This is a genomic window from Asanoa sp. WMMD1127 (genome assembly GCF_029626225.1).
Lineage (GTDB): Bacteria > Actinomycetota > Actinomycetes > Mycobacteriales > Micromonosporaceae > Asanoa.
The window spans coordinates 7486901-7513485 of the sequence record NZ_JARUBP010000001.1; the positions used below are offsets into that span (position 1 = coordinate 7486901).

24 protein-coding genes are annotated in these 26585 nt (G+C 73.0%); 7 read left to right on the plus strand and 17 right to left on the minus strand.

All coding sequences use genetic code 11. The features are described from left to right. Position 1 precedes the first annotated feature (1 nt). Positions 2–1261 carry an aspartate--tRNA(Asn) ligase gene (aspS, locus tag O7635_RS35690; RefSeq protein WP_278084896.1) on the minus strand — a complete coding sequence of 420 codons (1260 nt, stop codon included), beginning with the start codon at positions 1259–1261 and terminating at the stop codon, positions 2–4. Positions 1262–1600: 339 nt separating this feature from the next. Here aspS and lipA point away from each other — a divergent pair, with 339 nt between their 5' ends. After that, a complete protein-coding gene (lipA, locus tag O7635_RS35695) occupies positions 1601–2533 on the plus strand; it encodes a lipoyl synthase (RefSeq protein ID WP_278084897.1) in 933 nt (310 codons plus the stop codon). Positions 2534–2537: 4 nt separating this feature from the next. Here the strand turns inward: lipA and O7635_RS35700 are convergent, their stop codons facing one another. The 3 genes from O7635_RS35700 to O7635_RS35710 form a co-directional block, all read right to left on the minus strand. Then, a complete protein-coding gene (locus O7635_RS35700; protein ID WP_278084898.1) occupies positions 2538–2858 on the minus strand; it encodes a HEAT repeat domain-containing protein in 321 nt (106 codons plus the stop codon). Between the two features lie 61 nt (positions 2859–2919). Next, a complete protein-coding gene (locus O7635_RS35705) occupies positions 2920–3402 on the minus strand; it encodes a VOC family protein (protein ID WP_278084899.1) in 483 nt (160 codons plus the stop codon). Between the two features lie 12 nt (positions 3403–3414). After that, complete coding sequence (locus O7635_RS35710) at positions 3415–4167, minus strand: tetratricopeptide repeat protein (RefSeq protein WP_278084900.1); 753 nt, start codon at positions 4165–4167, stop codon at positions 3415–3417. Between the two features lie 225 nt (positions 4168–4392). On the opposite strand from O7635_RS35710, the gene O7635_RS35715 reads away from it, so the two are divergent. Continuing rightward, entirely contained in the window at positions 4393–4848 is a 456-nt protein-coding gene (locus O7635_RS35715) for a hypothetical protein (protein WP_278084901.1), read from the plus strand. A 152-nt stretch (positions 4849–5000) separates the two neighbouring features. On the opposite strand, the gene glnA (O7635_RS35720) is transcribed toward O7635_RS35715, so the two are convergent. The 4 genes from glnA (O7635_RS35720) to O7635_RS35735 form a co-directional block, all read right to left on the minus strand. Next, entirely contained in the window at positions 5001–6425 is a 1425-nt protein-coding gene (glnA, locus tag O7635_RS35720) for a type I glutamate--ammonia ligase (RefSeq protein WP_278085660.1), read from the minus strand. 983 nt (positions 6426–7408) lie between these two features. Then, entirely contained in the window at positions 7409–8104 is a 696-nt protein-coding gene (locus O7635_RS35725; RefSeq protein WP_278084902.1) for a DUF4191 domain-containing protein, read from the minus strand. A 10-nt stretch (positions 8105–8114) separates the two neighbouring features. Further along, on the minus strand, positions 8115–11489 hold the full coding sequence (locus tag O7635_RS35730) for an AAA family ATPase (protein ID WP_278085661.1): 3375 nt from the start codon (positions 11487–11489) through the stop codon (positions 8115–8117). Positions 11490–11528: 39 nt separating this feature from the next. Further along, positions 11529–11699 (minus strand): hypothetical protein, encoded by a 171-nt coding sequence (locus tag O7635_RS35735; RefSeq protein ID WP_278084903.1) that lies wholly within the window; start codon positions 11697–11699, stop codon positions 11529–11531. A gap of 211 nt (positions 11700–11910) precedes the next feature. Here O7635_RS35735 and O7635_RS35740 point away from each other — a divergent pair, with 211 nt between their 5' ends. The 3 genes from O7635_RS35740 to O7635_RS35750 all read left to right on the plus strand — a co-directional run bounded on the left by O7635_RS35740 (position 11911) and on the right by O7635_RS35750 (position 14546). Next, entirely contained in the window at positions 11911–12483 is a 573-nt protein-coding gene (locus tag O7635_RS35740; protein ID WP_278084904.1) for a hypothetical protein, read from the plus strand. 63 nt (positions 12484–12546) lie between these two features. Then, positions 12547–13812: an MFS transporter gene (locus O7635_RS35745; protein WP_278084905.1), complete on the plus strand. Its 1266-nt coding sequence runs from the start codon at positions 12547–12549 to the stop codon at positions 13810–13812. 209 nt (positions 13813–14021) lie between these two features. Further along, positions 14022–14546: a hypothetical protein gene (locus O7635_RS35750; protein WP_278084906.1), complete on the plus strand. Its 525-nt coding sequence runs from the start codon at positions 14022–14024 to the stop codon at positions 14544–14546. Here the strand turns inward: O7635_RS35750 and O7635_RS35755 are convergent. From O7635_RS35755 to O7635_RS35765, 3 genes are read right to left on the minus strand one after another with little or no spacing between them, the layout of a single operon-like run. Next, positions 14543–15151 (minus strand): hypothetical protein, encoded by a 609-nt coding sequence (locus O7635_RS35755; protein WP_278084907.1) that lies wholly within the window; start codon positions 15149–15151, stop codon positions 14543–14545. The genes O7635_RS35750 and O7635_RS35755 overlap by 4 nt on opposite strands. A gap of 34 nt (positions 15152–15185) precedes the next feature. Then, positions 15186–18122, minus strand: a complete 2937-nt coding sequence (locus tag O7635_RS35760) for a bifunctional [glutamine synthetase] adenylyltransferase/[glutamine synthetase]-adenylyl-L-tyrosine phosphorylase (RefSeq protein WP_278084908.1) — start codon at positions 18120–18122, stop codon at positions 15186–15188. 4 nt (positions 18123–18126) lie between these two features. Then, positions 18127–18888, minus strand: coding sequence for a type 1 glutamine amidotransferase (locus O7635_RS35765; RefSeq protein WP_278084909.1), 762 nt, complete (start codon positions 18886–18888; stop codon positions 18127–18129). 78 nt (positions 18889–18966) lie between these two features. Here O7635_RS35765 and O7635_RS35770 point away from each other — a divergent pair, with 78 nt between their 5' ends. Then, on the plus strand, positions 18967–19842 hold the full coding sequence (locus O7635_RS35770; RefSeq protein ID WP_278085662.1) for an LD-carboxypeptidase: 876 nt from the start codon (positions 18967–18969) through the stop codon (positions 19840–19842). Between the two features lie 43 nt (positions 19843–19885). Continuing rightward, positions 19886–20995, plus strand: coding sequence for a nitrate- and nitrite sensing domain-containing protein (locus O7635_RS35775; RefSeq protein WP_278084910.1), 1110 nt, complete (start codon positions 19886–19888; stop codon positions 20993–20995). Between the two features lie 4 nt (positions 20996–20999). Here the strand turns inward: O7635_RS35775 and O7635_RS35780 are convergent, their stop codons facing one another. The 6 genes from O7635_RS35780 to glnA (O7635_RS35805) all read right to left on the minus strand — a co-directional run bounded on the left by O7635_RS35780 (position 21000) and on the right by glnA (O7635_RS35805) (position 26537). Next, entirely contained in the window at positions 21000–21425 is a 426-nt protein-coding gene (locus O7635_RS35780; RefSeq protein ID WP_278084911.1) for a DUF350 domain-containing protein, read from the minus strand. A 106-nt stretch (positions 21426–21531) separates the two neighbouring features. After that, on the minus strand, positions 21532–22149 hold the full coding sequence (locus tag O7635_RS35785; RefSeq protein ID WP_278084912.1) for a response regulator transcription factor: 618 nt from the start codon (positions 22147–22149) through the stop codon (positions 21532–21534). Further along, positions 22146–23360: a histidine kinase gene (locus tag O7635_RS35790; RefSeq protein WP_278084913.1), complete on the minus strand. Its 1215-nt coding sequence runs from the start codon at positions 23358–23360 to the stop codon at positions 22146–22148. The genes O7635_RS35785 and O7635_RS35790 overlap by 4 nt, the downstream gene beginning before the upstream one ends. 20 nt (positions 23361–23380) lie before the next feature. Beyond that, entirely contained in the window at positions 23381–24172 is a 792-nt protein-coding gene (locus tag O7635_RS35795) for an ABC transporter permease (protein WP_278084914.1), read from the minus strand. Then, positions 24169–25116, minus strand: a complete 948-nt coding sequence (locus O7635_RS35800; protein ID WP_278084915.1) for an ABC transporter ATP-binding protein — start codon at positions 25114–25116, stop codon at positions 24169–24171. Before O7635_RS35800 ends, O7635_RS35795 begins: the two co-directional genes overlap by 4 nt. 68 nt (positions 25117–25184) lie before the next feature. Continuing rightward, positions 25185–26537 (minus strand): type I glutamate--ammonia ligase, encoded by a 1353-nt coding sequence (gene glnA, locus O7635_RS35805; RefSeq protein WP_278084916.1) that lies wholly within the window; start codon positions 26535–26537, stop codon positions 25185–25187. Positions 26538–26585 lie beyond the last annotated feature (48 nt).

The following is a 26585-nucleotide window of genomic DNA, read 5'->3' on the forward strand; positions in this document are numbered from 1 at the left end:
CTTACGGGGTCAGGCGGTGCAGGTCGCGCGGGAACGCGGTGACCTCGCGGACGTTCTGCGCCCCTAGCAGGCGGGCCACGAAGCGCTCCAGGCCGATGGCGAAGCCGCCGTGCGGCGGCATGCCGTGGCGGAACGCCTCGACGTAGCTCTCGACGCCGGTCAGGTCCCCGTCGAGGGCGCTGACGTAGTCGGCGTACTCGTGCAGCCGCTGCCCGCCCGTCACCATCTCCAGGCCGCGGAACAGCAGGTCGAACGAGTTGGAGTGGGTCGGCCGGTCCGGCTCGGGATGCGTGTAGAACGGGCGCTTGCGCATCGGGTAGCCGGTCACGAAGACGAAGTCCGAGCCGTGCTCCCGCTGCGCCCACTCCCCCAGCGCGCGCTCGTGGGCCGGGGCCAGGTCGGGCTCGTCCGCCGGCGCCCCGGCGATCTCCAGCGCCGTCGTGAAGTGCACGGCGGGGATCTCCTCGGGCACCTCGGGGACGGCGAAGCCCGGCAGCCGCTCGGCGACCGCCTCGGTCATTCCGGCCACCACGTCGCGGAGCACCGCCATCACGTCGCGGTGGTCCCGGATGAAGCCGAGCTCCACGTCCAGCGAGGTGTACTGGGCCAGGTGGCGGGCCGTGTCGTGCGGCTCGGCGCGGAAGACCGGGCCGACCTCGTAGACGCGCTCGAAGACGCCGACCATGAGCTGCTTGTAGAACTGCGGGCTCTGGGCCAGGTAGGCGCGCGTACCGAAGTAGTCGAGGCCGAACACGTTGGCGCCACTCTCCGTGGCCGACGCGACGATCTTGGGCGTGAAGATCTCGGTGAAGCCGTTGGCGTCCAGAGTCCTTCGGAAGCCCGCCGCGGCGGCGGCCGCCGCCTTGAGCGCCCGGGTGCGGCTGTTGTGCCGCAACGAGGTCGCCGCGTGGTCGAGCTGCGTGGGCAGAGTCGCCGTGAGCAGCGGACGGAACAGGTCGAACGGCGGGGGTACGGCGGGCGCGGACAGCGTGCGTACCGCCGGCCCGGTGATCTCCACGCCCAGCGGCGCCGCGCTGTTGGCCGTGGCGGTGCCCGTGACCTCGACGACCGTCTCCTCGGGCAGCTGCTCGAGCAGGGTGCGCTGGTCGTCGGCGTTGACCACGATCTGCACCAGGCCGCCGCGGTCGCGCAGGATCAGGAAGGCGACCGACTTGAGCAGGCGGCGCCGGTGCACCCAGCCTTGGACGGTGACCGCGCTGCCGATGTGCTCGGGCAGCTGGTGGGACAGGATGCGTTGCATGTGGTGACCTCCTCGTTCGTCGCAACGCGATCCCCGGGAGGTGTGGGCGAGCGGGTTCCTCGCGGTGCCACCACACCTTCGCCCCGGCGGGCTTGCTTGCCGGGGCCTCGTTTGTCGTGCTCGGCTCGGGAGTGTCTTCGCGACCGGCACCGGGCCACCGTCACAGCGAGTGGTGGCTCTCTCGGCCGGCGTGGTCGGTCGCTACTTGGTTCCGTCACTGCCGTTGCGGCTGAGACTACCGGAGACCGCCACCGCTTTACGCTGGTGAGGGGCGTCACAGACTGTGAACCGTGTCGCCCTGTATGTGGGACGGATGAACACCGGGATACGCTCGGATTCGTGACGATCGCTCCAGAAGGCCGCCGGCTCCTGCGCATCGAGGCGCGGAACGCCGAGACGCCGATCGAGCGCAAGCCACCGTGGATCAAGGTCAAGGCCAAGATGGGCCCCGAGTTCACCTCGCTCCACGGTCTGGTGCAGCGCGAAGGCTTGCACACCGTCTGCCAGGAGGCGGGCTGTCCCAACATCTACGAGTGTTGGGAAGACCGTGAGGCCACCTTCCTGATCGGCGGCGACCAGTGCACCCGGCGGTGCGACTTCTGCCAGATCGACACGGGCAAGCCGGCCGAATTCGACGCCGACGAGCCGCGCCGCGTCGCGGAGTCGGTGGCCACGATGGGCCTGCGCTACGCGACGGTCACGGGCGTGGCCCGCGACGACCTCCCGGACGGCGGCGCCTGGCTCTACGCGGAGACGGTCCGCCAGATCCACGCCCTCCAGGAGGGCTGCGGCGTCGAGCTGCTCATCCCGGACTTCAACGGCACCCCTTCTTTGTTGACCCAGGTCTTCGAGTCGCACCCCGAGGTGCTCGCCCACAACGTGGAGACGGTCCCGCGCATCTTCAAGCGGATCCGCCCGGGCTTCCGCTACGAGCGGTCGCTGGACGTCATCACCCAGGCCCGCACCTTCGGCCTGGTGACGAAGTCCAACCTGATCCTCGGCATGGGCGAGGAGCGGTCGGAGGTCTCCCAGGCGCTGCGCGACCTGCACGCGGCGGGCTGCGAGCTGGTGACGATCACGCAGTACCTGCGCCCGTCGCCACGGCACCACCCGGTCGAGCGCTGGGTCAAGCCGGAGGAGTTCGTCGAGCTGTCGCAGGAGGCGGAGCAGATCGGCTTCGCGGGCGTCATGAGCGGCCCGCTCGTCCGCTCCTCCTACCGCGCGGGTCGGCTCTACCAGCAGGCTCTGGACGCGCGTACGCCGGCGGTCTGATCCGTCAACGGCCGTGCTCGAAGAGCGCGGTGCGCGCCTCCTTGGTGTCGAGGAGCCGCAGGCCGCGCTCGGCGCACTTCCGCAGCGACTCGTCGTCGCTGCTCAGCTGACCGACGAGCAGCTCGAAGGCCCGCGGCGAGCGCGCGTGGCCGATCAGCTCCAGCAACCAGCAGCGCAGACCGTGGTCGGGCTCGTGCCGGAACTCGTCGACCAGCCGGTCGACGTGCTGCCCGGCCACGGCCCGCAGCCGCTGGAAGCCGTCTTCGGCCAACTGCGGGTCACGGCGCCGCATCAGCCGCAAAGCCCGCGCGAACTCGTCCGCCATCGTCGCAAGCTACGCGCGTCCTGGCGCGGACGGAAGTGGTCTTCTGGCGCCGCCTTCGGCGTCAGCTGCCGTCCGTCGTGATGCGGGCCGTCCACCGTGCGACGAGGTCTCCGCCGGTCGTGCGGTGGGCCTTGAGGTGGTCGAGCCAGGTCGGGCCCAGCTCGGTGAGTTCGACGAGGTTGCCGTCCGGGTCGCGGACGGCGGTGATGCGTGACTCCTCGCCGAACTCCGTCGGCGGATAGCAGAGGGCGATGCCCTGGTCGGTCAGCCAGGCGACGAGCCGGTCCAGGTCGAAGACCATGAACGCCAGCTGGACCGCGCCGGGCGCGGTCGGCTCGCCGTCCTCCGCCGGGTGGACGGCGAAGTGGACGTCGCCCAGCTCGCAGGACCAGTGCACCGGGGAGTCGCCGTGCTGCTCCTCGGCCAGCGGCAGGCCGAGGGTGTCGCGGTAGAAGCCGACCAGCCGCGCCGGGTCGGTCGAGCGCAGGATGATCCCGGACAGGAACCGCAGGCCTTCCGGCCGGGGCGGGACGGGCTCGGACATCGCGTCTCCTCGTCAGTCCCCGGCCGACGGGCCGTACTCGCCGCGGGCCGCGCGCAGGCGGCCGAGGTTGACCAGGGCGTGGTGGTTGCCGGCCGCGGCGGCGCGCTGGTACCAGTCCTCGGCCGCGGCCACCGCGCCGCGCTCCTCGCACAGGACGCCGAGGCTGAACATGCCGGTCGCGTTGCCGGCGTCGGCGGCGAGTTGATACCACCGGCCCGCGGACTCCGGGTCGCCGGCGACGCCCGCCAACAGGCCCAGGTGGACGAGGGCGTCGGTCTCACCGGCGTCGGCGGCGCGCCGCAGCCACTGCTCGGCCTCGGCCCAGTCCTCGCGGTCGGCCAGGAGGCCGGCGAGGTTGACCATCGCGTCGGTGTCGGCGGCGTCGGCCGACCGCCGGTACCAGCGCTCGGCACCGGCCAGGTCGCCGCGCATCGTCAGCAGGACGCCCAGGTTGACCATGGCGCCGTGATGGCCACCCTCGGAGGCGCGCTGGTACCACTCCTCCGCCTCCGCCAGCTCCCACCGGTCCTGGAGGATCTGGCCGACCGCCGCCATCGCGTCGGTGTCGCCGGCCTCGGCCGCCCGCCGCAACCATGGCTCCGCACCGACCACGTCTCCGCCCTCCACAAGCGTCCGTCCCGCCACCGCGGCTTCAGCGTGCCGCCCACGGCCCGCGCCGGCCATCGGCGTTCCGGCCGCTCGCGCCGCCGATCGGACCCGGGTCGGCCGCGGGTCCCGCAGCGCCCGCGCGATCGTCGCGAGCATGCCGCTCTCGCACGGCGTGGACGCACCGATCAAGGATTCCTCGCGGTCGTACCACTCGACCAACTCGCGGCCCGACCGCGCGGCGATCGACCGGCAGGGCGCGTCGAACGGTCCCGGTCGTCCAGGTGGTCGTGGCACGCGGAATCCGGCTGGCGCGGCGGCCGCCAATCGGAGAAGACTCCCACCCGCGGCCATCGTAGGCGAGCCACGCGGGAAGTGCGGGCATTGAGCAAGACGGTTGCGGTGATCCGGGACGACGACCGCTGGTTCTGGGCCTTCGACGTCAGCCTGGTGATGTTGGCGGTGGAGCTGCTGGGGCTCCTCGACGACGCCGACCTCGAGTCCCGGCTCCTGGGTCCGGTGCAGGTGCCGGGAACGCTGGGCCTCCATCTCGTCGGCCTGACCGAGCCGCAGCGGGAACGACTCGTCGCGGCGCTGGCGGAGGCGAGCCGGCGGCTCCGGGCGCGGCCCGCGATCCCGGCCGACGAGGCGATCGGCGAAGCCCGCCGATACGTGGCCGACGTCGGACCGGACCTGCTCCGCGGGGCGCCGCACATCGACACCGAACCGGTCGCCGCGGTCGCCGACGCCGTCGTCGCCCTGCTCCGCGACGCGCTGCCACCGCCCCCGCCCGGGAGAACCGCCTGGCTGTACGGCTGGGAGGACGGTCCACTGCCGTGAGGGTGACCCGACGCGGACCTGGCAGCGCAGCGAAGCGGAGCGGTCCCCGGCGGGAGCGACGGTCGTGCCCCCGACGAACCCGGGACAGCGCCTGGCCCTTGAACAGCGAAAAGGCCCGGCGACAGCCGCCGGGCCTTCCGCAGAAACAACGATCAGACGTCGTAGTACATGGCGAACTCATGCGGGGTCGGGCGCAGGCGGACCGGGTCGACCTCGTTCTCGCGCTTGTAGTCGATCCACGTCGAGATCAGGTCCGGCGTGAAGACGCCGCCCTCGAGCAGGAAGTCGTGGTCGGCCTCGAGCGAGTTGAGGACCTCGGGGAGCGAGCCCGGGACCTGCTTGACGGAGCTGAACTCCTCCGGCGGCAGGTCGTAGAGGTCCTTGTCGATCGGCTCCGGCGGCTCGATCTTGCTCTTGATGCCGTCGAGGCCGGCCATCAGCATCGCCGAGAAGGCGAGGTAGACGTTGGCCGACGGGTCCGGCACGCGGAACTCGACGCGCTTGGCCTTGGCGTTGCTGCCCGTCACCGGGATGCGGGTGCAGGCGGAGCGGTTGCGCTGCGAGTAGACCAGGTTGACCGGGGCCTCGAAGCCGGGCACGAGCCGGCGGTACGAGTTGACGGTCGGGTTCGTGAACGCCAGCAGCGACGGCGCGTGGTGCAGCAGGCCGCCGATGTACCAGCGGGCCGTGTCGGACAGGCCGGCGTACCCGGTCTCGTCGTAGAACAGCGGCTCGCCGTTGAGCCAGAGGCTCTGGTGGGTGTGCATGCCGGAGCCGTTGTCGCCGAACAGCGGCTTGGGCATGAACGTGGCGGTCTTGCCGGCGTTCCAGGCGGTGTTCTTGACGATGTATTTGAAGAGCTGCAGCTGGTCACCCGCGTGCAGCAGCGTCGAGAACTTGTAGTTGATCTCAGCCTGGCCGGCGGTGCCGACCTCGTGGTGCGAGCGCTCGACGGTGAAGCCGCTGTCGACCAGGTTGCGCACGATCTGGTCGCGCAGGTCGGCGTAGTGGTCGACCGGCGGCACCGGGAAGTAGCCACCCTTGTAGGCGGTCTTGTAGCCGCGGTTGCCACCCGGCTCGTCGCGGCCGGTGTTCCACCAGCCCTCGACCGAGTCGATGTAGTAGTAGGCCTGCTGCGCGCTCGTCTCGTGCCGGATCGAGTCGAAGATGTAGAACTCGGCCTCGGGTCCGAAGTAGGCGGTGTCGGCGATGCCGCTCGCCGCCAGGTAGGCCTCGGCCTTCTTCGCCACGTTGCGCGGGTCACGCGAGTAGGGCTCGCGGGTGAACGGGTCGTGGATGAAGAAGTTCAGCGCCAGCGTCTTCTGCGCCCGGAACGGGTCGATGAACGCCGACGCCACGTCCGGCAGCAGCAGCATGTCGGACTCGTGGATCTGCTGGAAACCACGGATCGACGAACCGTCGAACGCGAGGCCGGTGGTGAAGATATCGTCGTCGATGGACTCGACCGGGGCGTTGAAGTGCTGCATCACGCCGGGCAGGTCGCAGAACCGGACGTCGACGAACTTCACGTCCTCGTCCTTGAGGTATCGCAGGAGTTCCTCGGGATTGGCGAACAACACGTCCTCCTGGCACGTCGCTCTCAAGCGGCCCGTCTTCGGCCGTCTGTCTTCGGCAAGGCTGGCAGCGACGGTATGGCGGAGCCGTTGCCCGAGCGTGTCGCAAAAGTTTCTGCCGTGTTACGTCACCCGCGAGCCGCCAGGAATGCCCGTTTGGCCGGCGTTCGAACCAGCCAAACCCGAACATATACCCGCAGAGTCGACTACGGTGTCGACACTCACAACCCCGATCTGGATCAAGATAATCGACTCGGGTCCGTCGTGGGCGCGACCGTCGCCGAGCGAGCCCGTACGCGGCAGCCTTCAGCGCCGTCCGCAGCGAGCAAATCGCGCGGCCGTCGATGCGGCGCTACCACCGGCCGTCGGTGAGACCCGGCGCGGCCGTCGATGTGGCGCAGACCGGGCGGGCGTCGTAGTTGTTGTCCGGGAAGTCGATCACGGGCCAAGCGAGCGGTGCCAAGCCAGGTATAACCGGAGCGTCTCAACCGCTCCGGGAAACCGCGGGCGAGCGGGCGAAGCTGCTGCTCCTCGGGTGCGGCCTGCCCGTCCGCCGTGGCCGGACCGCCGCTCCCCGCGACCCAAGCCGCGCCAGCACGCGCTTCAAGATCATGTGCACAGGAACGGGCCTTCAGGCAAACGCAGTCATGATCACGTGCACGCGGTCTGGGAGACACGCCGTCGACTTCCCCGCTCAGCCGCACAGGATCATGGCAGCAGCGCCGGCCGTCCCAGATCCAACCCACTTGATCATGGAGGGTCGTGGCGGGCACGAGCAGTCAGTGACGGCCGCCCGGCTACGCCACGGCCAGACAGAGCCGACCCGATCTCCGCCCATGTCACGGGCCCCGTCGGGCTGCCGGGGCCCGCGTCACGATTCTGCGGTGTCGTGAATGCGAAACGCCCCGCGCTCGGCGCGGGGCGTTCGGCGTGGCGGACCGAGCCAGAACCGCGGCGCCTGCCAGGTCGCGGCAGGCGTCGGGGCGTCAGCGGCCGCGGGTCTGGCGGAAGGCGCCCTTCGGCGGGCGCATGTTCTTCGGGATCGCGCCCTTCGGGATCTGGGGGCGGGCCGACGACAGCGCCGTGAGGCGCTTGTCGAGGGAGTTGACGTCCTTGCCGTTCAGGGCGCGCGGCAGCTTGGTCAGCGTCATGCGGAGCTTGCGGATCGGGATCTCGTTCTCGCCGTTGCCGATCACGTAGTCGTGCAGCGGCGCGCTGCCGATGACCTTGGCGATGCGGCGCTTCTCCTGGCCGAGCAGGCTGCGGACGCGCTGCGGGTTGCCCTCCGCGAGGAGGATGACGCCGGGCTTGCCGACGACCAGGTGGACCATGTCCATCGCGGTCGTGGAGCTCACCGCCGGGCGGACCCGCCAGTCACCGCGCATGTTCTCGATGATCGAGGCGGCGGCGCCGGGTTGGCCCTCGGCCGCGTTCATCATCGCGCGGTTGGAGCGCAGGTTGAGGACGATCAGCAAAGCCAGCAGCGCGACCAGGATGCCGAGGGGGATGAAGATCAGACCCCAGCCGAGTACGACCGCCAGGGCGGCCAGGAGCAGTGGGATCAGCACCGCGCCCACCGCCAACGGGATGAACATCTTGTCCTGTTTGGCGGTGAACGAGAAAACCATCCCGATCTGCTTGAGGCGCCCGCCGAACGACACCTTCTCTTCTGCCCTGGCCATGCGACGCAGTCTAGTGTCCGGATGCCGTCGTCTGTCCGCCGGCAATCATGTCCGCGCCCAGCAGACCCAGGCGATGGGCGACTGCCGCCGCTTCGATCCGATTCGTGACCTCGAGCTTGGCGATGATGCGTGAAACGTGCACACTGACCGTTTTGGGCGATAGATAGAGCTCTGCGGCGATCCGGCTGTTGCTGTGGCCGACCGCTACCAGGCGGAGCACCTCGCGCTCCCGCGCGGTGAGAACGTCGGGACCCGCCCCGACCGCGCCGCGCAGCCCGACCCGCCGCGCCAACCGCGCCACCTCGTCCCGCAGCGGCCGCGCGTCGAGGTCGGCGGCGATCGCGCCGGCCTCTTCGAGCGCCTCCCCCGCCGCCGCCCGGTCGCCCGCCGCGGCCGCCGCCTCGGCCAGGCCGACCAGGGCCCGCGCCAGCGCATAGGGCCGACCGTCGACCCGCCACGCCTCGACCGCCGCCGCCCACCGCTCACGCACGACCTCGGCGGCCCGGCCGCCAGGCCGGGCGGCACCATCGCCAGGCCGGACGGCACCGTCGCCAGGCCGGACGGCACCATCGCCAGGCCGGACGGCACCATCGCCAGGCCGGACGGCACCATCGCCAGGCCGGACGGCACCATCGCCAGGCCGGACGGCACCATCGCCAGGCCGGGCGGCACCATCGCCAGACCCGGTCGGACCCGCACCCGCCTTGTCGGGAGTCGCGGACCCGACCGCCCCCGTCTGTCCGTCGGCGCCGCACTCGCTCAGGCCACGACGGCCCTGAACCGGCACCGCGCCGGCCGGCCCCGATCGCCCCGGCGTGAGCAATGCGAACCCGGCCCAGCCCGCCCCGGTCAAGCCGGCGAGGATCTCGGCCGCGAAGGCCCGATCGGCCGGGTATTGGCACTCGAGCCGCCCCGCCAGCCCGCCCACCGCGACGCCCAACGCCTCGTCACCGGCAGCCACCGCGGCCCGTGTGGCGGCCGCCAGCAACGGCCAGGTGTAGCGCGGGTTCGCCACCAGGTCGGCCTCCCACGCGGTGCCGTCGTCACGACCCGCGTCGTCGACGGAACCCCTGCCGCCCACCACCTGGCCGGCCGCGACAGCCGAGCCGCGCCCACCCACAGGGCTCCCCGTCACGCCGCCGCCGTCCCGCCCAGCGCCACCCCTCAGCGCCCCACGGCCCGCCTCAGCCGCCGCGGCCGGATCGCCGCCCGCCAACGCCGCCTCGATCTTCAGCGTCAACAGCGGCAACCGATGCTGCGCGCTCACATAGGGCCGAGCGAGAAACGCCAGCGCCCGCGAGACCAGCTCCTGCGCCGACGCGTCACCTCGCGCCAGCCGCAGCCCGGCCCGCAGCTGCAGCCAGTGCAACCCCAGATGGCCCGGCGGGTCGAAGCGGGCCGAGACCGCGCAGATGGCGTCGGCCTCGTCCCAGCGGCCCAGCGCCATCAGGGCCTCGGCGTGGTTGGAGCGGACGAACGCGCCGCTGGAGCGGTCGACGCCCACCTTGCCCGCGTCCTTGGTGCCGAGGGCGGCCGCTTCCGCGGAGGCGGCGTAGTCGCCGATCTCGAACAGCGCGTCGGAGATGTTGACCCGCGCGTGGACCAGGCCCTCGATGTCGCCCATCGACCTGGCGCGGGCCTCGGCCTTGCGTAGCTCCGGCAGCCCCACGTCGAGCGCGTCCAGCCGGCTGCAGGCCCGGCCGAGCGTCAGCGTCGCGTAGACCGCCGCGCCCTCGTCGCCCAGAGACATGGCCGAGGCGCGGGCCAGGGCGGCGATCCGCGCGCCCTCGTCGCGGTCGGACCGGCTGACCTGGTAGGCGATGTCGGCCAGGAGCATGGCGCGGGCGGAGTCGTCGGGCGCGGCCTCGGCGAGCGCCACCGCCTCCCGCAGCTCGGCCCGGCCGTCGCTCTTGCCCAGCGTGCCGAGCAGCTTGCCGCGGCGGGTCAGGAGGCGGGCGGACCGCAGCGGCTCGGCCGCCCGGTCGACGGCGTGCAGCGCGGCCCGGTTGAGGCTCAGCGCCCGCTTGTAGTCGCCGGCCGTGTAGGTGGCGACCATCGTCTCCTCGAGGAGGGTCAGGTGGTCGATGCCGAGCCGGTCGGCGGCGTCGGGCACCTGCTCCCACAGGTCGAGCACCCGCTCCAGGAGCCGGGCCTGCTCGGCGTGGGCGTAGCGCTCGCCGGCCGCGACCGCCGCCGCGTGGCAGGTGGTGAGGGCGCGGGGGTGGTCGTGGGCCGCGTACCAGTGGTGGGCGATCTCGGCCGGCGCGCGACCGGAGCCGACCAGCGTCGGGTCGGCCTCGATGGCGGCCGCGTAGCGGGCGTGCAGCCGCGCGTGCTCGCCGGGCAGCAGGTCGTCGTGGACGGCCTCGCGGACCAGCGCGTGGCGGAACTCGTAGCCGCCGTCGGAGTCGGCCACCAGCAGCTGCGCGGTGACCGCCGTGCGCAGCGCCGCGTCGAGCGCGGCCTCGGGCAGGCCGGCGACCGTGGCGAGCAGCTCGTGGCCGATCCGGTTGCCGCCGGCGGCCGCGATGCGCAGCACGGGCTGGGCCGACTCGGGCAGCCGGTCGACCCGCGCCAGCAGCAGGTCGCGGAGGCTCTCGGGGATGTCGGCGCAGGCGGCCGGGTCGCCGGACGCGGCCAGCTCCTCGACGAAGAACGGGTTGCCCTGGGCCCGCTGGTGCACCTTGTCGATCGCCCGCTGGCCCGGCTCGCCGCCGAAGATGCTGGTCAGGATCTCGGCCGTGCCGTCGCGGTCGAGCCGGCCCAGGTCGAGCCGCTCGACGCCGCGGGCGCGGTCGAGCTCGGCGACGAACGCGCGCAGCGGGTGGCCGCGGTGGAGCTCGTCGGTGCGGTAGGTGCAGACCATCAGCACGCGCGCGGTGCGGGCGGCCCGCACCAGGAACTCGATCAGGTCGCGCGTCGACCGGTCGGCCCAGTGGAGGTCTTCGAGCACGACGACCAGCGGCTGCTCGGCGGCCAGCCGGGCCAGCAGCGCCGCGACGCGGTCGAAGAGCAGGCTGCGGGCGGCGTCGTGCGAGGCGGCGCCCAGCTCGGGAAGCAGCCGGGCGAACTCCGCCTCGTGCCCGTCGAGGACCGCGATGCCGTCGGTGCGCACCAGCTCGCGGACGATGCCGGCGAACGGCGCGTAGGGCAGGCCCTCCTCGCCGAGCTCGAGGCACTGCCCCGTGAGGAACCGGGCCGCGCCGGCCTGCTTGGCGAACTCTTCGATCAGCCGGGTCTTGCCGACCCCCGCCTCGCCACCGACGAGCAGCATCGCCGGCTCGCCGGTGCGGGCCCGTTTGAGCGCTTCGCGCAGCGCCGCGATCTCGGCGTCACGGCCGACGAACGCGGTGCTGCGAGCACGAACGGTCACGGCATCGAGAATGCCATGCGGGTACGACATGTCGCCGCCGAGAATTCGCGCTCAGGCCGGCTGGCGGCGGGGCGCCGAGCGGACGGCGACCGGTGAGGTCTCGCCGGCCCGCGACGCGTGGCGCCGGATCAGGCGGGCCAGCCGCCCGGCCCGGACGTCCTCGGTGAGCGTCTCGACGCGGGCGCGGTGCAGTTCCAGGATCAGGTACGGATCGTTGATCATCGTGGCTCCTCGGCCGACCGGAAAAGGTGTCGACGATGACCATCCGCGCGCAGGTACCCCCGACACACCCGGCGCCCGCCCTAATCCCGGGTGCCTTACCTCAGCTGAGCAGCGCCCGCAGCGCAGTAAGGTACTCAGCGTCAACGGCCCGTTGACAGGCGACCCTCGATCGCCGATCATCGAATCCGTGGTATCCGATGTGGAGAACGACATGGGCACCCTCCTGGAAGCGGCCCGCTCCGACGAACCCGCCCACGCCCTCGCCGCCCTTCCGCTCCTGCGCGCGATCCGGGACCGCCTGGACACCACCGAACGCACGCTCATCGAGTCCGCCCGCGCCGGCGGCGCCAGTTGGTCGACCATCGCCACCGCCCTCGGCCTGGCCACCCGCCAGGCCGCCGAGCAGCGCTTCCTCCGCCTGACCAGCCCGGCCGACCACACCCGCGACGTCGCGCCGACGCGAACGGCCCGCCAGCGTCAACGATCCGTTGACGCCACCCACGGCACCGCGATCGCCAACCTCCGCGCCGCCACCCGTACTCTCCTCCGCAGGATCGAATCCGACGACGCCTGGCCTGACCGCTTCAGCCGCGCGAGCCTGGCCCGCGACACCCTCCGCATGGCCGCCGACGCACCCCCAGGGGCCCTGTTCGCCCTGGTCAACAGCGCTTTGGACGACCTGACCGAGACCACACCGGACGACCTGCCCCGCACCATCGCCAGCGCCGCCGACAACCTTCGCACCACCCTGACGTTGAGCCGCACCGACTCAACCGACGGTTGACACGCCCCACACCGGTCCCCCAGGATCTGAGTCGCCAAGGCTCAAGGGATCCGGGAGGACCGCATGCGACAGTCCATCGGCGCGCGCTTCGCGGTGCTCCGGCTGCGCGATTTCCGCATCTTCGTCGGCGGCTACGCCACGTCGGTGCTCGGCACGATGATGGCCGGGGTCGCGCTCGCGTTCGCCGTCCTGGAGAGCGGCGGCTCCCCCGCCACGCTCAGCTACGTGCTCGCCGCCCGCATCGTCCCCATGGTCGCGATCCTGCCGGTGGCCGGCGTACTCGGCGACCGCTTCCCCCGCCGCCTGGTGATGATCTGGGCCGACGTGCTCCGCGCCGGCACCCAGGCCGCCATCGCCGTGCTGTTCTTCGTCGGCGACCCCGACCTCACGGTGCTGCTGGTCCTCGCGGCCGCCGGCGGCCTGGGCGAGGCCGTCTTCCGCCCGAGCTTCGACGGCCTGGTGCCGCAGCTCGTACCCCCCGCGCAACGCCACGAGGCCAACACCTTCCTCGGCCTGCTCCAGTCGGGCGCCACCGTCGCCGGCCCGGCCCTGGCCGGCGCGCTCGTCGTGTTCACCTCACCGGCGACGGTGCTGCTGATCGACGCGATCACGTACCTGCCGAGCATCGCCACCCTGCTCCTCCTCCGCACTCCCGACCCCGAGCCGGGCACCCGCACGACGATGCTGCGCGAGATGCGCGAAGGCTGGCGGGTGTTCGCGTCGCTGCCCTGGCTGTGGACCATCACGCTGCAGTTCACCCTGTTCAACCTGCTGCTCTGGGCGCCCTACCTGGTGCTCGGCCCGGTCTCCGCCGACCGCTTCTACGGCGGCGCCGGGGCGTGGGGCGCCATCAGCGCGACCTACGGCGCCGGCGCCATCATCGGCGGCTTCGTGGTGCTCGGCTGGAAACCCGCCCGCCCGCTGCTCGTCGCCACCGCCGCCACCATCCTCTGGGCCGCGCCGTCGGCCGCCCTCGCCGCCCGCACCCCGTTGCTGCTCGTCTGCGCGGGCGCCCTCATCGCCGGCATCGTGAGCTCCGTCTTCGGCACCCTGTGGATGACCGCGATCCAACAACGCGTACCCGCCGAAGCGATGTCCCGCGTCAACTCCTATGTGGTCTTCGGCTCGTTCTCCGTGGGCCCGATCGGCCTCGCCCTCGCCGGCCCGGCCGCCACCGCGACCAGCATCACCACGGTCCTGTCCGTCGGCGTCGCCTGGCAGCTCGTCTCCGGCCTGTTCCTCCTGACCCTGCCCGCCATCCGCAACCTCCGCCAGCCGATCCCCGACGACGAAACCGCACCAAGCGAGAAGGCGACAGCGACAGCATGAGGGACCGGGTGGTCCCGGGTCCGTCGGGGGCGCGACCGTCGCTCCCGCCGGGGACCGCTCCGCTTCGCTCCGCTGCCAGGTCCGCGTCTGGTCGCGGACGAACCCACGCCGGGCGGAGACTCAGCCGGCGCGACCCGCGGCGGCGCCGCAGCCGGGCCCGCGGACGGGCGGTCAGGGAACGGTGGCGGCGGTTGAGGCGTCTACCTGTCATGGGTGTGCGGGCACGGGCGTTCGTCGCCGCGCTGGTGGTGACGGCGCTGGCGGGCGGCGCGTGTGGGCGGCCGTTCTCCGGGCGGGTGGTCTATCAGGGTGACCATCCCTACTACCGGAGCGTGGCGGAGCTGCGGGACAAGGCCGATCTGGTCGTCGAGGTGACGGTGGCCGATCCGCGGGTCGACAAGCTCTACCCGACCGACCTCGGGCCCGAGCCGCCGGAGGAGACGGGCGTGGTGATCACCGTCTACGCCGCCACCGTCACGAAGGTCCACAAGGGAACACCCGATCCAATCATCCAGGTGCAGCAGATGGGTGGCGAGAGCAACGGCGTCGTCTACGAGCAGGAGGGCGGCATCCCGTTCACGGAAGGCGTCGCCTATCTCCTTTTCCTCGCTCAGTATCCGGACGCGCCGGCCGCGCTGCTCAACCCCTATCAGGCCCAGTACGAGATCAGCGGCAGCGGCTACCGCTCACTCGGCGACAACCAGCTCACCGTCACCCCGGCGGACCTCGGCTAGCCGCCCAGTTTCGAACACACCTTGAAACCGTAGGCGCTCGACAGACCCCTCGCCTCCGCGTCAGCTTCGCGACCGCGTGACTCGGCCGCGGAGTATGCCGACGAATCACCGCCGCGGTAGGCGGCGGCCGTCCGCCTGGCCTCGTTCCGCCCCTGCTGGTGCAGGTCGACTATCCGGTCGACCACGGCCTCGTCGCTGTGCGGCGGTGCGAGCTGACTCCACCGCAGAAGCAGGTCGTCGTGGATGAGGATGATCGCTTCGAAGCGGCGCAACGGGTCCCGCTCGGTCTTGACCACATCCCCCGCCTCGTCGAAGGCGGAGAAACACAGCTTGTCCGCCGCCGCGATGTACTGCGCCTTCGTCGGACCGGCGGGCTGGCCTTCGGTCGTCGGCGGAGCGCTGGGCCGGCCCTCGGTCGTCGGCGGAGGCGCGGGCGGGGCAGTCGTCGGGACGGCGGACGACGTCCGGCCGGACGACCTGATCCGATCTTCGATGAACGGGACCGACACCGTCGCGGCCGCCGCCAGCACGCCTGCGACGGCTGTCGCGGCGACCGTTGCTGCAGCTAACTTCTCACCCCTGGTGAGACCCGACCACCACGGCACCCGTCGATGCTACCGGGACTGCGGCCGCGGGTCCTCAGCCCTCCAGCACGTGCTCCAACGCCGTCCGCGCCCGGCGCGCCGTGCGCAGGTAGTCGTCGAGGAACTCGCCGGCGTCACTGCGCCCGAGCAACCGGACCACCCCGGCCAGCTCCACCCCGTGCCGCGGCAGCTGGTCGCCGGGCTTGCCCCGCACCAGCGTCAGCGCGTTGCGCACCCGGGCCGCCTGCTGCCAACCCGCCGCCAGCGCCGCCGCGTCGCCCTCGTCGAGCAACCCGGCCACCTCGGCGGCCGCGATCGCGTCGACGGTCCGGGTCGTACGCAAGGACGGATGCGCCCCCGCGTGCCGCAGCTGCAGCACCTGGGCCGCCCACTCCACGTCGGCCAGCCCGCCCCGGCCGAGCTTGACGTGCGTCGCCGGATCGGCGCCCCGGGGCAGCCGCTCGTTCTCCACCCGCGCCTTGATCCGCCGGATCTCCACGTGCTGCTCGCGGGTGAGCCCCTCGGCCGGATAGCGCACCCGGTCCGCGAGCGCGACGAAGCGCGAGCCGAGGGACACGTCCCCGGCCACCGGCCGGGCCCGCAGCAACGCCTGGGCCTCCCAGACGCGGGACCAGCGGGCGTAGTACTGCGTGTAGGCGGCCAGGCTGCGCACCAGCGGCCCCTGCCGGCCCTCGGGCCGCAGGTCGGCGTCGACGCCCAGCGGCGGGTCGGGCGCCGGCATCCCGAGCAGCCGGCGCAGCTCCTCGGCCACCGCGTGCGCGGCCGCGGAGGCGGCGTCGTCGGCCACGCCCGGCGGCGGCTCGTAGACGAAGAGCACGTCGGCGTCGGACGAGAAGCTCATCTCCTCGCCACCCAGCCGCCCCATCCCGATGACGGCGAACGTCAACCCCGGCGGCAACGGGTAGGCCCGGGCCGCCGCCCGCAGCGCCGCGCCCAGCGTCGCATCGGCCACATCGGACAGTGCGGTCCCGACGCCGCGGACGTCGAGCACCGGCGAGGGCGCCAGCGAGCCGTGGCTGAGGGCGTCGGCGCAGGCGATCCGGAACAGCTCGCGCCGGCGCAGCCCGCGTACGGCCCGGATGGCCGCGACCGGGTCGTCGTGCCGGTCGGCGGCCGCCCCGAAGCCGTCCCGCACCACGTCGCCGGGTCGAGGTGTCAGCTCGGCGTCCTCGGCCAGCAGCCGCAGCGCCTCGGGATCGCGGGCGAGCAGGTCGGCCGCGTAGCGCGACAGACCCAGCACCCGGGCCAGCCGCCGCGCCACCGGGCCCTCGTCGCGCAGCAGCCGCAGATACCATGGCGTCGTGCCGAGCGTGTCGGACACCTGGCGATAGCTCAGCAGCCCCCGGTCCGGCTCCGCGGCGTCGGCGAACTCCTGCAGCAGCACCGGCAGCAGCGTCCGCTGGATCGCGGCCGTGCGGCTGACCCCGCCGGTGAGCGCCTCCAGGTGGCGCAGCGCCCCGGTCGGGTCGGCGAAGCCGAGCACCTCGAGCTGGCGGCGGGCGGCCTCCGGCGTCAGTCGCAGCGACTCGGCCGGCACCCGGGCGACGGCCTCGAGCAGCGGCCGGTAGAGCAGCTTCTGGTGCAGCCGGCGGACCTCGCTGGCGTGCGCTACCCAGTCGGCCCGGAACGCCTCGACGGCGTCGCGCCCGGGCGCCGCGGTGTAGCCGAGCGCGGCCGCCAGCCAGCGCAGCCCGGCGGGATCGGCCGGGACGGTGTGCGTACGCCGGAGGGCCTGCAACTGGAGCCGGTGCTCGACCGTGCGCAGGAACCGGTAGCCCCGCAGCAGCGCCTCGCCGTCGGCCCGCCCCACGTAGCCGCCGCTGACCAGCGCCCGCAACGCCGGCATCGTGCCCGTCACCCGCAGCGTCTCGTCGGCCCGCCCGTGCACGAGCTGCAGCAGCTGCACGGCGAACTCGATGTCGCGCAGCCCGCCCGGCCCCCGTTTGATCTCGCGCTCCACGTCACGGGCCGGCACGTTGTCGACGATCCGCCGGCGCATCGCACGGACGTCCTCGACCGCCTCCGGCCGTTCCGCGGCGTGCCAGACCAGCGGCGCCAGCGTGTCGATCCACTCCTGGGCCAGCGCGGTGTCGCCGGCGGCCGGCCGGGCCTTGAGCAGCGCCTGGAACTCCCACGTCCGCGCCCAGCGCTGGTAGTAGGCCTGGTGGCTGGCCAGCGTGCGGACCAGCGGGCCGCGGCTGCCCTCGGGTCGCAGCGCCGCGTCGACCGGCCACGCGACCAGCCCGCAGATCTCGATCAGCCGGGTCGCGATGCCGGTGGCGGCGGGCAGGTCGTCGTCGGTCGCGGCGACGAAGATGACGTCGACGTCGGACACGTAGTTGAGCTCGTTGCCGCCGCACTTCCCGAGCGCGACCACCCCGAGCCGCGGGTGCGCACCCGACTCCGCGACGGCGATCGCACAGGCCGCCTGGAGCGTCCCGTCGGCCAGCGCCGACAGCGCCGCCATCGTGTGCTCCAGGCCCTGCCCGCCGGTCAGGTCCGCCGCGGCGATCTTCAACAGCGCCAGCCGGTACGCGAGCCGGAGCGCGGCCACCGGATTGGGTCCCTCGACCGGCGCCAGCACACCGGTCGCCTCGGGCGCGCGGCCGTCCTGGTCGCGCAGCGCGGTCCACTGCCCCGGGTTGGCCACCAGGTGGTCGCCGAGCGCGGACGAGGCGCCGAGCACGGCCACGAGCCGCCGGCGCACCCCGTTGTCGACGAGCAGCGCGTCGAGGAGCTCGGCCCGGCCGCCCGTCCGGTCCAGCGCCTCGACCACGCGGTGCAGCTGGCGCAGGGCGAGGTCGGGGTCGGCGGCCCGGGACAGCGCGGTGACCAGCCCGGCGGCGGCGTCGCCGGCCGGCTCCTGCGTCGCCGCGTCCCAGAGCCCGAGGCCGACCAACAGCTCCGGCGCCCGGTCGCCGAACCCGTAGCGGGCCAACCGGCTCGAGCCGGGCGGGGTCGGCCGGACCATCGGGTCAGCGTCCCAGCAGCGGGAGCGTGGTGCGGGGCAGGTCGAGCTCGCCCTGCGCCAGCGACGCGAACCGGATCGCGAACGGCTGCCAGACGTCCTCCAGGTCGGGCAGCGCCGACGCGCAGGCCTCGACCACGGCCTCCTCCGCGAGCCCGAGCTCGGCCAGCAGGGTCGAGCCGCGCGCCCAGCCGGCGATCATCTCGGCGTCGCACTCGATGTGGAACTGCAGGCCCCAGGCCCGCTCCCCCATCCGGAACGCCTGGTTGGGGTAATAGGTGGACGCCGCCAGCAGCACCGCGCCCCGGGGCAGCTCGGTGATCTCGTCCTCGTGCCACTGCAGCACGTCGGGCGCGATCGGCACCCAGCGGAACAGCGGGTCGGCCTCGGCGGCGTCGCGCTTGGCGACCAGCGCCGGCCCGATCTCGGGGCCGGAGGCGCTGCGCTCGACCGTGCCGGCGTGCGCGGTGGCCAGCAGCTGCGCGCCGAGGCAGACGCCGAGCGTCGGCAGGTTGGTGCGGACCGCCTTGCGCAGCAGGCCCTCCACCTTGGGCAGCCACCAGCCGTCGTAGACGCCGTCGTCGTCGGGATAGGCCCGCTGCTCGCCGCCCATGACCACGAAGGCGTCGTAGCCCGCGAGGTCGTCGGGCAGCTGGTCGTCGTCGTAGGGCCGGAGCACGTGCTGTTCGAGGCCGCCCTCGGTGAACCAGTCGCCCAGCCGGCGCAGGTCGTCGGTGGGATCGTTCTCGATCACGAGTGCGGTAGCCACAGCGTCGACCTTATCGGGCGCTAGGGTTTCGTCGTGCACGCGATCAAGGCACCTGCGCTGCGGCCCGGCGACGCCGTGATGCTGGTCTCACCGTCCGGTCCGACCCGGGCGGAGCGGCTCGCGCGCGGGCTCGAACTGCTCGAGTCGTGGGGGCTGCGGGCGGTGCTCGGGCCCAACGCGTACTCCCGGACGCACTATCTGGCCGGCGACGACGCGGTCCGGGCGGCCGACCTCAACCTGGCGTTCGGCGACCCGGAGATCCGGGGCGTGCTCTGCACCCGCGGCGGCTACGGCGCGCAGCGGGTGGTCGACGCGATCGACATGGCCGCGGTCCGCCGCGACCCCAAGGTGGTGGCCGGCTTCTCCGACATCACGGCGCTGCAGTTCGCGCTCTGGCGGGGCGCCCGGCTGGCCGCCGTGCACGGTCCGGGCGTCGCCTGGAACGACGAGCGGACCCCGGCCGCGTCGGCGGAGTCGCTGCGGTCGGCGCTGATGAGCACCGACCCGGTCGTCGTGGAGGCGGTGCCGACCGAGGACACGGCGGGCGTACGCGTGCCCGGCATCGCCGCCGGCCCCCTGCTCGGCGGCAACCTCTGCCTCATCGCCGCCTCGATCGGCACGGCGGACATGCCCGACCTGACCGGGGCGGTGCTGCTGGTCGAAGAGGTGCAGGAGCCGCTCTACAAGATCGACCGGATGCTCACCCACCTGCGGCGGGCCGGCGTGCTGGCCGGGCTGGCCGGTGTGGCGCTGGGCCAGTTCACCGACTGCTCCGACGACTGGGGCACCGGCCTGACCGCGATGCTCCTCGACCGGCTCGGCGACCTCGGCGTCCCGGTGCTCGGCGGCCTGCCCATCGGGCACGGTCCGGGCCAGCTCAGCGTGCCGGTCGGCGCGCTGGCCACTGTGGACGCGACGGCCGGCCGGCTGACCGTCGAGGCCGCGGTCGGCTGAACGGGGGTCACGCCGTACGCATCGACGTGGTCTGATTCTCCGCATGGGCACACGTCTGAAGGTCGGTCTCGTGCTGGTCCTGCCGATCCTCGCGACGGCGGTGGTGGTCGGCAACCGGCTGGCCGACGGCCTCGACACGGGCCGCGACCTCGACCGGGCCGGGGCGCTGGCGACCGCGGTGCGGGCCGGCGGCGACCTGGTGGAGTCGTTGCAGGACGAACGGGCGGCGGCGGTCAAGCTGCAGGGCGCCATGGCCCAGACCGCGCGCTCGCGGCAACAGGCGGCCTACCGGCAGGCGTGGTCCGAGGTCGACCGCGCCGCCACCGATTACGCGGCCGGGCGGGGTCCGCTGACCGGCCTGCCCGGCGACGTCGTGACGAGGCTCGCCCGGGTCGACGAGGGGCTGCGCGGGCTGACCGAGGTCCGCTCGGCGGTGGGCCGTGCCTCGCTGGCGGTGACCGACGTCGCCCGCGCCTACACGGCGCTGGTCGACGACCTGCTGCGGGTCCGCGACGACGCCGCCGCGCGGGTGGCGGACCATGCGCTGGCGTCCCGCCTGCGCGCCGCCGCGGCCCTGGCGCGCGAGAAGGAACAGGTGTCGCAGGGCCGGCTGGTCGTGCTCCACGCCTACGTCGCCGGCGCGCTCAACGCCAACCTGCAGAAGGAGTTCATCGCCGCCCAGTCGCGCCGGCTGCAGTCGGTGGAGACGTTCGCGGCGGTGGCGACGGAGGCCGAGCAGGAGCGCTACGACCGCACGGTCACGGGCACGAGCCTGCGCACGACGGCGGCGTTCGAGGGCTGGATCCTCGGCGCCATGCCGCCGACCGGCAACCTGGCCACCGCGCCGTTCACGATCGACACCTGGGACGCGGCGCAGCGCGAACACGGCCGCCTGATCCGGGCGGTCGAGGAAGGGCTCGACGCCGACGCGGTCGCCGCGGTCACCACGGCCCGCGCCGACGGCCGGCGCGGCCTGCTGCTGTGGACGGGCGTACCGCTGGTGCTCCTGCTCCTGGCCGTCCTGTTCGCGTGGTGGGTCGCCCGATCGATGAGCCGCCCGCGAGGCGAGCCGCCCGCCGACGCGGGCGACACCACCGGTCCGGTGACCCCGGACCGCCCACTGGCGACAACCGGGGACCGGCCCGCCGGCTGACGCCCTAGGCGATGCAGGCGGCGACGATGAGGGCGACCCCGAAGTGGCTGGCCGCGCTCACGCGGGCCGCCGGGTGGGGCGCCTCGTCGCAGATGATCTCGCCGAGCTTGCCCGGGGTCAGCATGTCGAGCACCAGGAAGGCGACGCCCATCAGCACGATGCCGAGCAGTCCGAAGAGGACTGTCGAGGCGAGGCCCTTGCCGAAGTCCTCGTAGCTCGTGATGATCGCGGTGAAGACGATCACCGCGATGCCGAGCTGGTTGGCGGAGAGCAGCAGGGCGGCGTTGCTGTTGCGCTGGATCCAGATCAGGTCCCGCAGCTTGCCCGGGGTCAGGATGTCGACCAGCATGAAGCCGGCCGCCATCAGGCCGATGCCTACCGCGCCGTAGACGATGCTGTGCCACGCGCCGACGAACAGGTCCTCCCACATGGCGGGCGTCCTCCAAGAAACCGGGGGCGTCGATGCCACCGTCGTGGCGTCCAGGGGACGATAGCGCGATCATGCAAGTCGGGCTATGGCCGATCGGCCCGTCCGGTCAGAGCCAGCCGTGCTGCTCCGCGATCCGGACCGCTTCGGCGCGCGTACGGGCGCCGGTCTTGCCGATCGCGTTGGACAGGTGGTTGCGCACCGTTCCCTCGGACAGGTGCACGGCCGCGGCCAGGTCGGCCACCGTGCCGCCGTCGCGGGCGGCGCGCAGCACGTCGGTCTCCCGCGCGGTGAGCGGGCTCCGGCCGGCCACGAGCGTCTCCGCGGCCAGCGACGGGTCGACCACCCGCAGCCCGGCGTGCACCCGGCGGACCGCCTCGGCGAGCTGGCGCGCCGGCGTGTCCTTGACGACGAAGCCGCTGGCGCCGGCCTCCATGGCCCGGCGCAGGTAGCCGGGTCGCCCGAACGTGGTCACCACCAGCACCCGGCACGACGGCACCGCCGCCGCCAGCGCGGCCGTGGCCGCGATCCCGTCGGCGCCCGGCATCTCCACGTCGAGCAACGCCACGTCCGGCTGGGCCCGCGTGGCCGCGTCGACCACCTCGTCGCCCCGCCCGACCTCGGCCACGACCTCGAGGTCCGGCTCGAGCGAGAGCAGCGCGGCCAGCGCGCCCCGCACCAGGGCCTGGTCGTCGGCGAGCAGCACGCGAATGGGGGCGTCGGTCACGCGGGCACGCTAACCCGCAGCACGAACCCCGAGCCCGGCGCCCGGCCGACGGACAGCTGCGCCCCGCACGCCTCGGCCCGCTCGCGCAGCCCGCGCAACCCGGACCCACCGCCGCTGCCCGCGTCGTCCGGCCCGCGGCCGTCGTCGGCGATCGACACCTCGTCGGGCCGCACGGTGATCACGCAGCGGGTCGCGCCGCTGTGCCGGACCACGTTGGTCACCCCTTCGCGGACCGCCCAGCCGAACAGCGTGGCCCGCGGCTCCGGAACCTCGGCGACCGACGACGGCAGCCGCGCCGAGATGCCGGCCGCGGAGAGGGCCGACCGGGCGCTGGCCAGCTCCTCCTCGAGGCAGACCTCGCGGTAGGCCCCGACCGTCCGGCGGATGTCGGCCAGCGCCTCCCGGGCCAGCCGCTCCATGTCGTTGACCTCGGCCTCGGCCCGGTCCGGGGCCACGGGGATGAGCCGCCCGGCCAGCTCCGCCTTGATGGTGATCACGGTCAGCGAGTGGCCGAGGATGTCGTGCAGGTCGCGGGCGGCCCGGGCCCGCTCCTCGGCGACGGCGAGCCGGGCGATCTCGCGGTTGGCCGCGGTGAGCCGCATGTTGTGGTCGATCATCCGGGTCACGCCGAACATCGCGAACGCGGCGAGCACGATCGAGAAGAACAGCCCGTTCTCGTGCTGCCACGAGGGCACGAAGGAGGGCAGCACCAACGGCTGCGCGGCGATCACCGCCACGACGATCACCGCCACCCGCGGCGGCAGCACCATGATCGCGGCCGCCGCGATGTAGACCAGGCCGACCATCCAGTCGCCGCCCGCGCCGGGGATCATCGCCAGCCCCAGCACCAGGGTCGCGCCCAGCCAGGCCAGCCCCTGCCACAGCGGGGGTTGGCGCTGGGCCAGGTGCATGCGCCGGGTCCAGAGGAACACCAGGACGTACGAGAGCCCGAACGCGACCAGCGCCACCAGGCTTAACCACTTGGCGAAGCCGCCGGGGCGGTCGAGGATCGTGTCGAGCGGCTGGCCAAGGTAGAACAGCCAGACGGCGCCGAGCAGCCAGCCGAAGCCGGCCTGGAAGAACCGGCTCGGCCGCGGCATCGGGGACGCGCCGAACGTGTGCATGCCGGGCACGTGGGTCGGCTGCAGACCTGGACGCGCCGACGCCGGCCCGGCGGAGGCCGGACCGGTCGTCGGGGACGTAGCCGTCATGGCTGACACGCTAACCGCGTTCAGACCCGGGCGGTATCGCGGCGGAAGAGGGCCGCCGCGCCGAGGCCGAAGGCGGCCGTCCAGCCGATCACGTTGAGCACGGCCACCCAGCTGAAGTCGTGGGTGAGCGGGCTGCGGGCGATGGAGCCGACGCCGTACACCGGGGTGAACTTCGCGATCGTCTGCATCACGTGCGGTAGCACCTCGAGCGGCACGAACAGGCCTCCGAAGAGCGCGAGCAGCGCCAGGATCGGGCCCATGAACTGCATCACGTTCTCCGCGGGCGCGAGGTAGCCGACGAACAGCCCCAGCGCGGCGAAGACCAGGGAGCCCAGCCACGCGCCGAGGCCGGCCAGCAGCCAGACGTGGGCCGGCATGCGGACCCCGCCGATCGCGCCGACGACGAACTCGACCAGCACCGAGAGCAGGCTCAGCGAGAGGGCCGAGAGGACCTTGGTCGCCACGTACGCCGGCGGGCGCAGCGGGGTCAGCCGGAGCTGGCGGCTCCACCCCTGGGCCCGCTCGACGGCCACCGCCCCACCGGTCGCGGTCGAGGCCGTCATCGCGCCGTACACGGCCAGACTGATCATGATGTACGCCATCGCGCCGGCCATGTTGGCCTCGTCGATGTTCTGGCCCTTCTGCGGGAGCCCGAACAGCAGGAAGAAGACCGCCGGCATGACCAGGATGAAGAACAGGCTGCGGCGGTTGCGCAGCACCCGGCGGATCTCCAGGCTCAGGTAGGTCAGCGAGAACCCGCCCATCGGCGGGCGCCGGTCGACGTCGGCGCGGGGCAGGGCTGCGGCGGTCATCGGGGCTGTCCTTCCACGATGTCGTCGCCACTGGTCAGGGCCAGGAAGGCGTCCTCGAGGTTGCGCGACGTGACCTCCAGGTCCCGGGCGGCGGTCTGGGTCAGCAGGTAGCGGGCGACCCCGTCGGAGTCGCTGGTGTGCAGCAGCACCGTCTCGCCGCGCACCTCGGCCCGGTCGACGCCGGGCAGCGCGGCCAGCCGCACCTCGTCGGCGCCGGGCAGGGTGGCCCGCACCTGCCGGCCGGCGGCGAGCGCCTTGATCTCGCTGGCGGTGCCGTCCGCGACCACCTGACCTTTGCGGATCAGCACGATCCGGTCGGCGTACGCGTCCGCCTCCTCCAGGTAGTGGGTCGCGAACAGCACCGTGCGGCCGGCCTGGGCGTCGGCGCGGATGGCGTTCCAGAACTCCCGCCGCCCCTCGACGTCCATCCCCGTGGTCGGCTCGTCCAGCACCATGAGGTCGGGATCGGGCAGCAGGGCCAGCGCGAACCGCAGCCGCTGCTGCTGGCCGCCGGAGCACTTGGCCACGCGGCGGTCGGCGATGTCGGTGATGCCGGCCCGTTCCAGCACCTCGGCCGTCGGGCGCGCGGTGGCGAAGAACGAGGCGGTCATCCGCACCGTCTCGGCGACCGTGACGTCCTTGAGCAGGCCGCCGGTCTGCATCACGGCCGCGATCCGGCCGCGGGCGATCGCCTCGGTGGGCGAGTGGCCGTAGACCTCGACCTCACCCGCCGTCGGGCGGGCCAGGCCGAGCATCATGTCGATGGTGGTGGTCTTCCCGGCGCCGTTGGGCCCGAGGAACGCGACCACCTCACCCGGCTCGATCCGCAGGTCGAGCTGGTTCACCGCGGTCACCGCGCCGAACCGTTTGGTCAGACCCCGCAGGAGTACGGCCGGGGTGCGGGTCCCCGTCTGCTCGCCGGCGACGAGCGTTTGCGTTGGCATGACATCACTGTCGTGCCATCCCGGGTCGCGCCCGCGGGCCGTGCGTCACGAACCGCCCGTGACAAATGTCAGAGGGCGCCCAGGTAACGCGCGCGCTCGTAGGGGGTGACCTCGCGCCGGTAGGCCTCCCACTCGGCCCGCTTGTTGCGCAGGAAGTAGTCGAAGACGTGCTCGCCCAGCACCTCGGCGATCAGCTCCGAGCCGGCCATCACGTCGATCGCCTCGGCCAGGTTCTCCGGCAGCGTCTCGTAGCCGGCGGCCCGGCGCTCGGCGTTGGACAGCGCCCAGACGTCGTCCTCGGCGCCCGGCGGCAGCTCGTAGCCCTCCTCGATGCCCTTGAGGCCGGCGCCGAGCATGACGGCGAAGGCCAGGTAGGGGTTGGCGGCCGAGTCGATGGAGCGGACCTCGACCCGGGCCGAGTTGGGCTTGCCGTAGGCCGGGACGCGGACCAGCGCGGAGCGGTTGAGGTGACCCCAGCACACGTACGCCGGTGACTCGGTGATCCGGTCGGGCAGCGCCTGCGGGAACAGCCGCTTGTAGGAGTTGACCCACTGGTTGGTGACGGCGGTGTATTCGCGGGCGTGCACGAGCAGGCCGGCTATGAACGCGCGGGCCACCTTGGACAGCTTCATCGGGTCGCCGGCGTCGTGGAATGCGTTGCGCTCGCCCTCGAACAGCGACAGGTGGGTGTGCATGCCGCTGCCCGGCTGGTCGGTGAACGGCTTGGGCATGAAGGTCGCCTGGACGCCGTGGCTGAGCGCGACCTCCTTGACCACGTGGCGGAAGGTCATGATGTTGTCGGCCGTGGTCAGCGCGTCGGCGTAGCGCAGGTCGATCTCCTGCTGGCCCGGCGCGACCTCGTGGTGGCTGAACTCGACCGAGATGCCGATCCGCTCCAGCGCCAGCACCGCCTGGCGGCGGAAGTCGCGGGCCACCGCGTGGGTGGTGTGATCGAAGTAACCGCCGGCGTCGACCGGGACCGGCACCGAGCCGTCGTTGGGGCCGTCCTCCAGCAGGAAGAACTCGATCTCGGGGTGGGTGTAGAAGGTGAAGCCCTTCTCCGCCGCCCGGGACAGGGCCCGGCGCAGCACGTGCCGCGGGTCGGCCCAGGAGGGGCTGCGGTCGGGCAGCAGGACGTCGCAGAACATCCGGGCGCTCTCGCCGCTGACCCCGCCCTCGAACGGGAACACCTGGAAGGTGGTGGGGTCGGGCATGGCGATCATGTCGGACTCGAAGACCCGGGCGAAGCCCTCGATGGCCGAGCCGTCGAAGCCGATGCCCTCGTCGAAGGCCGCTTCGAGCTCGGCCGGCGCGACGGAGACGCTCTTGAGCGTGCCGAGGACGTCGGTGAACCACAACCGGACAAACCGGATGTCACGTTCTTCCAGCGTACGGAGCACGAACTCCTGCTGACGATCCACGGTCAACCCCTCTGAGCTGCATGTGTGCTAGCCGACCAGTCTTGCGCG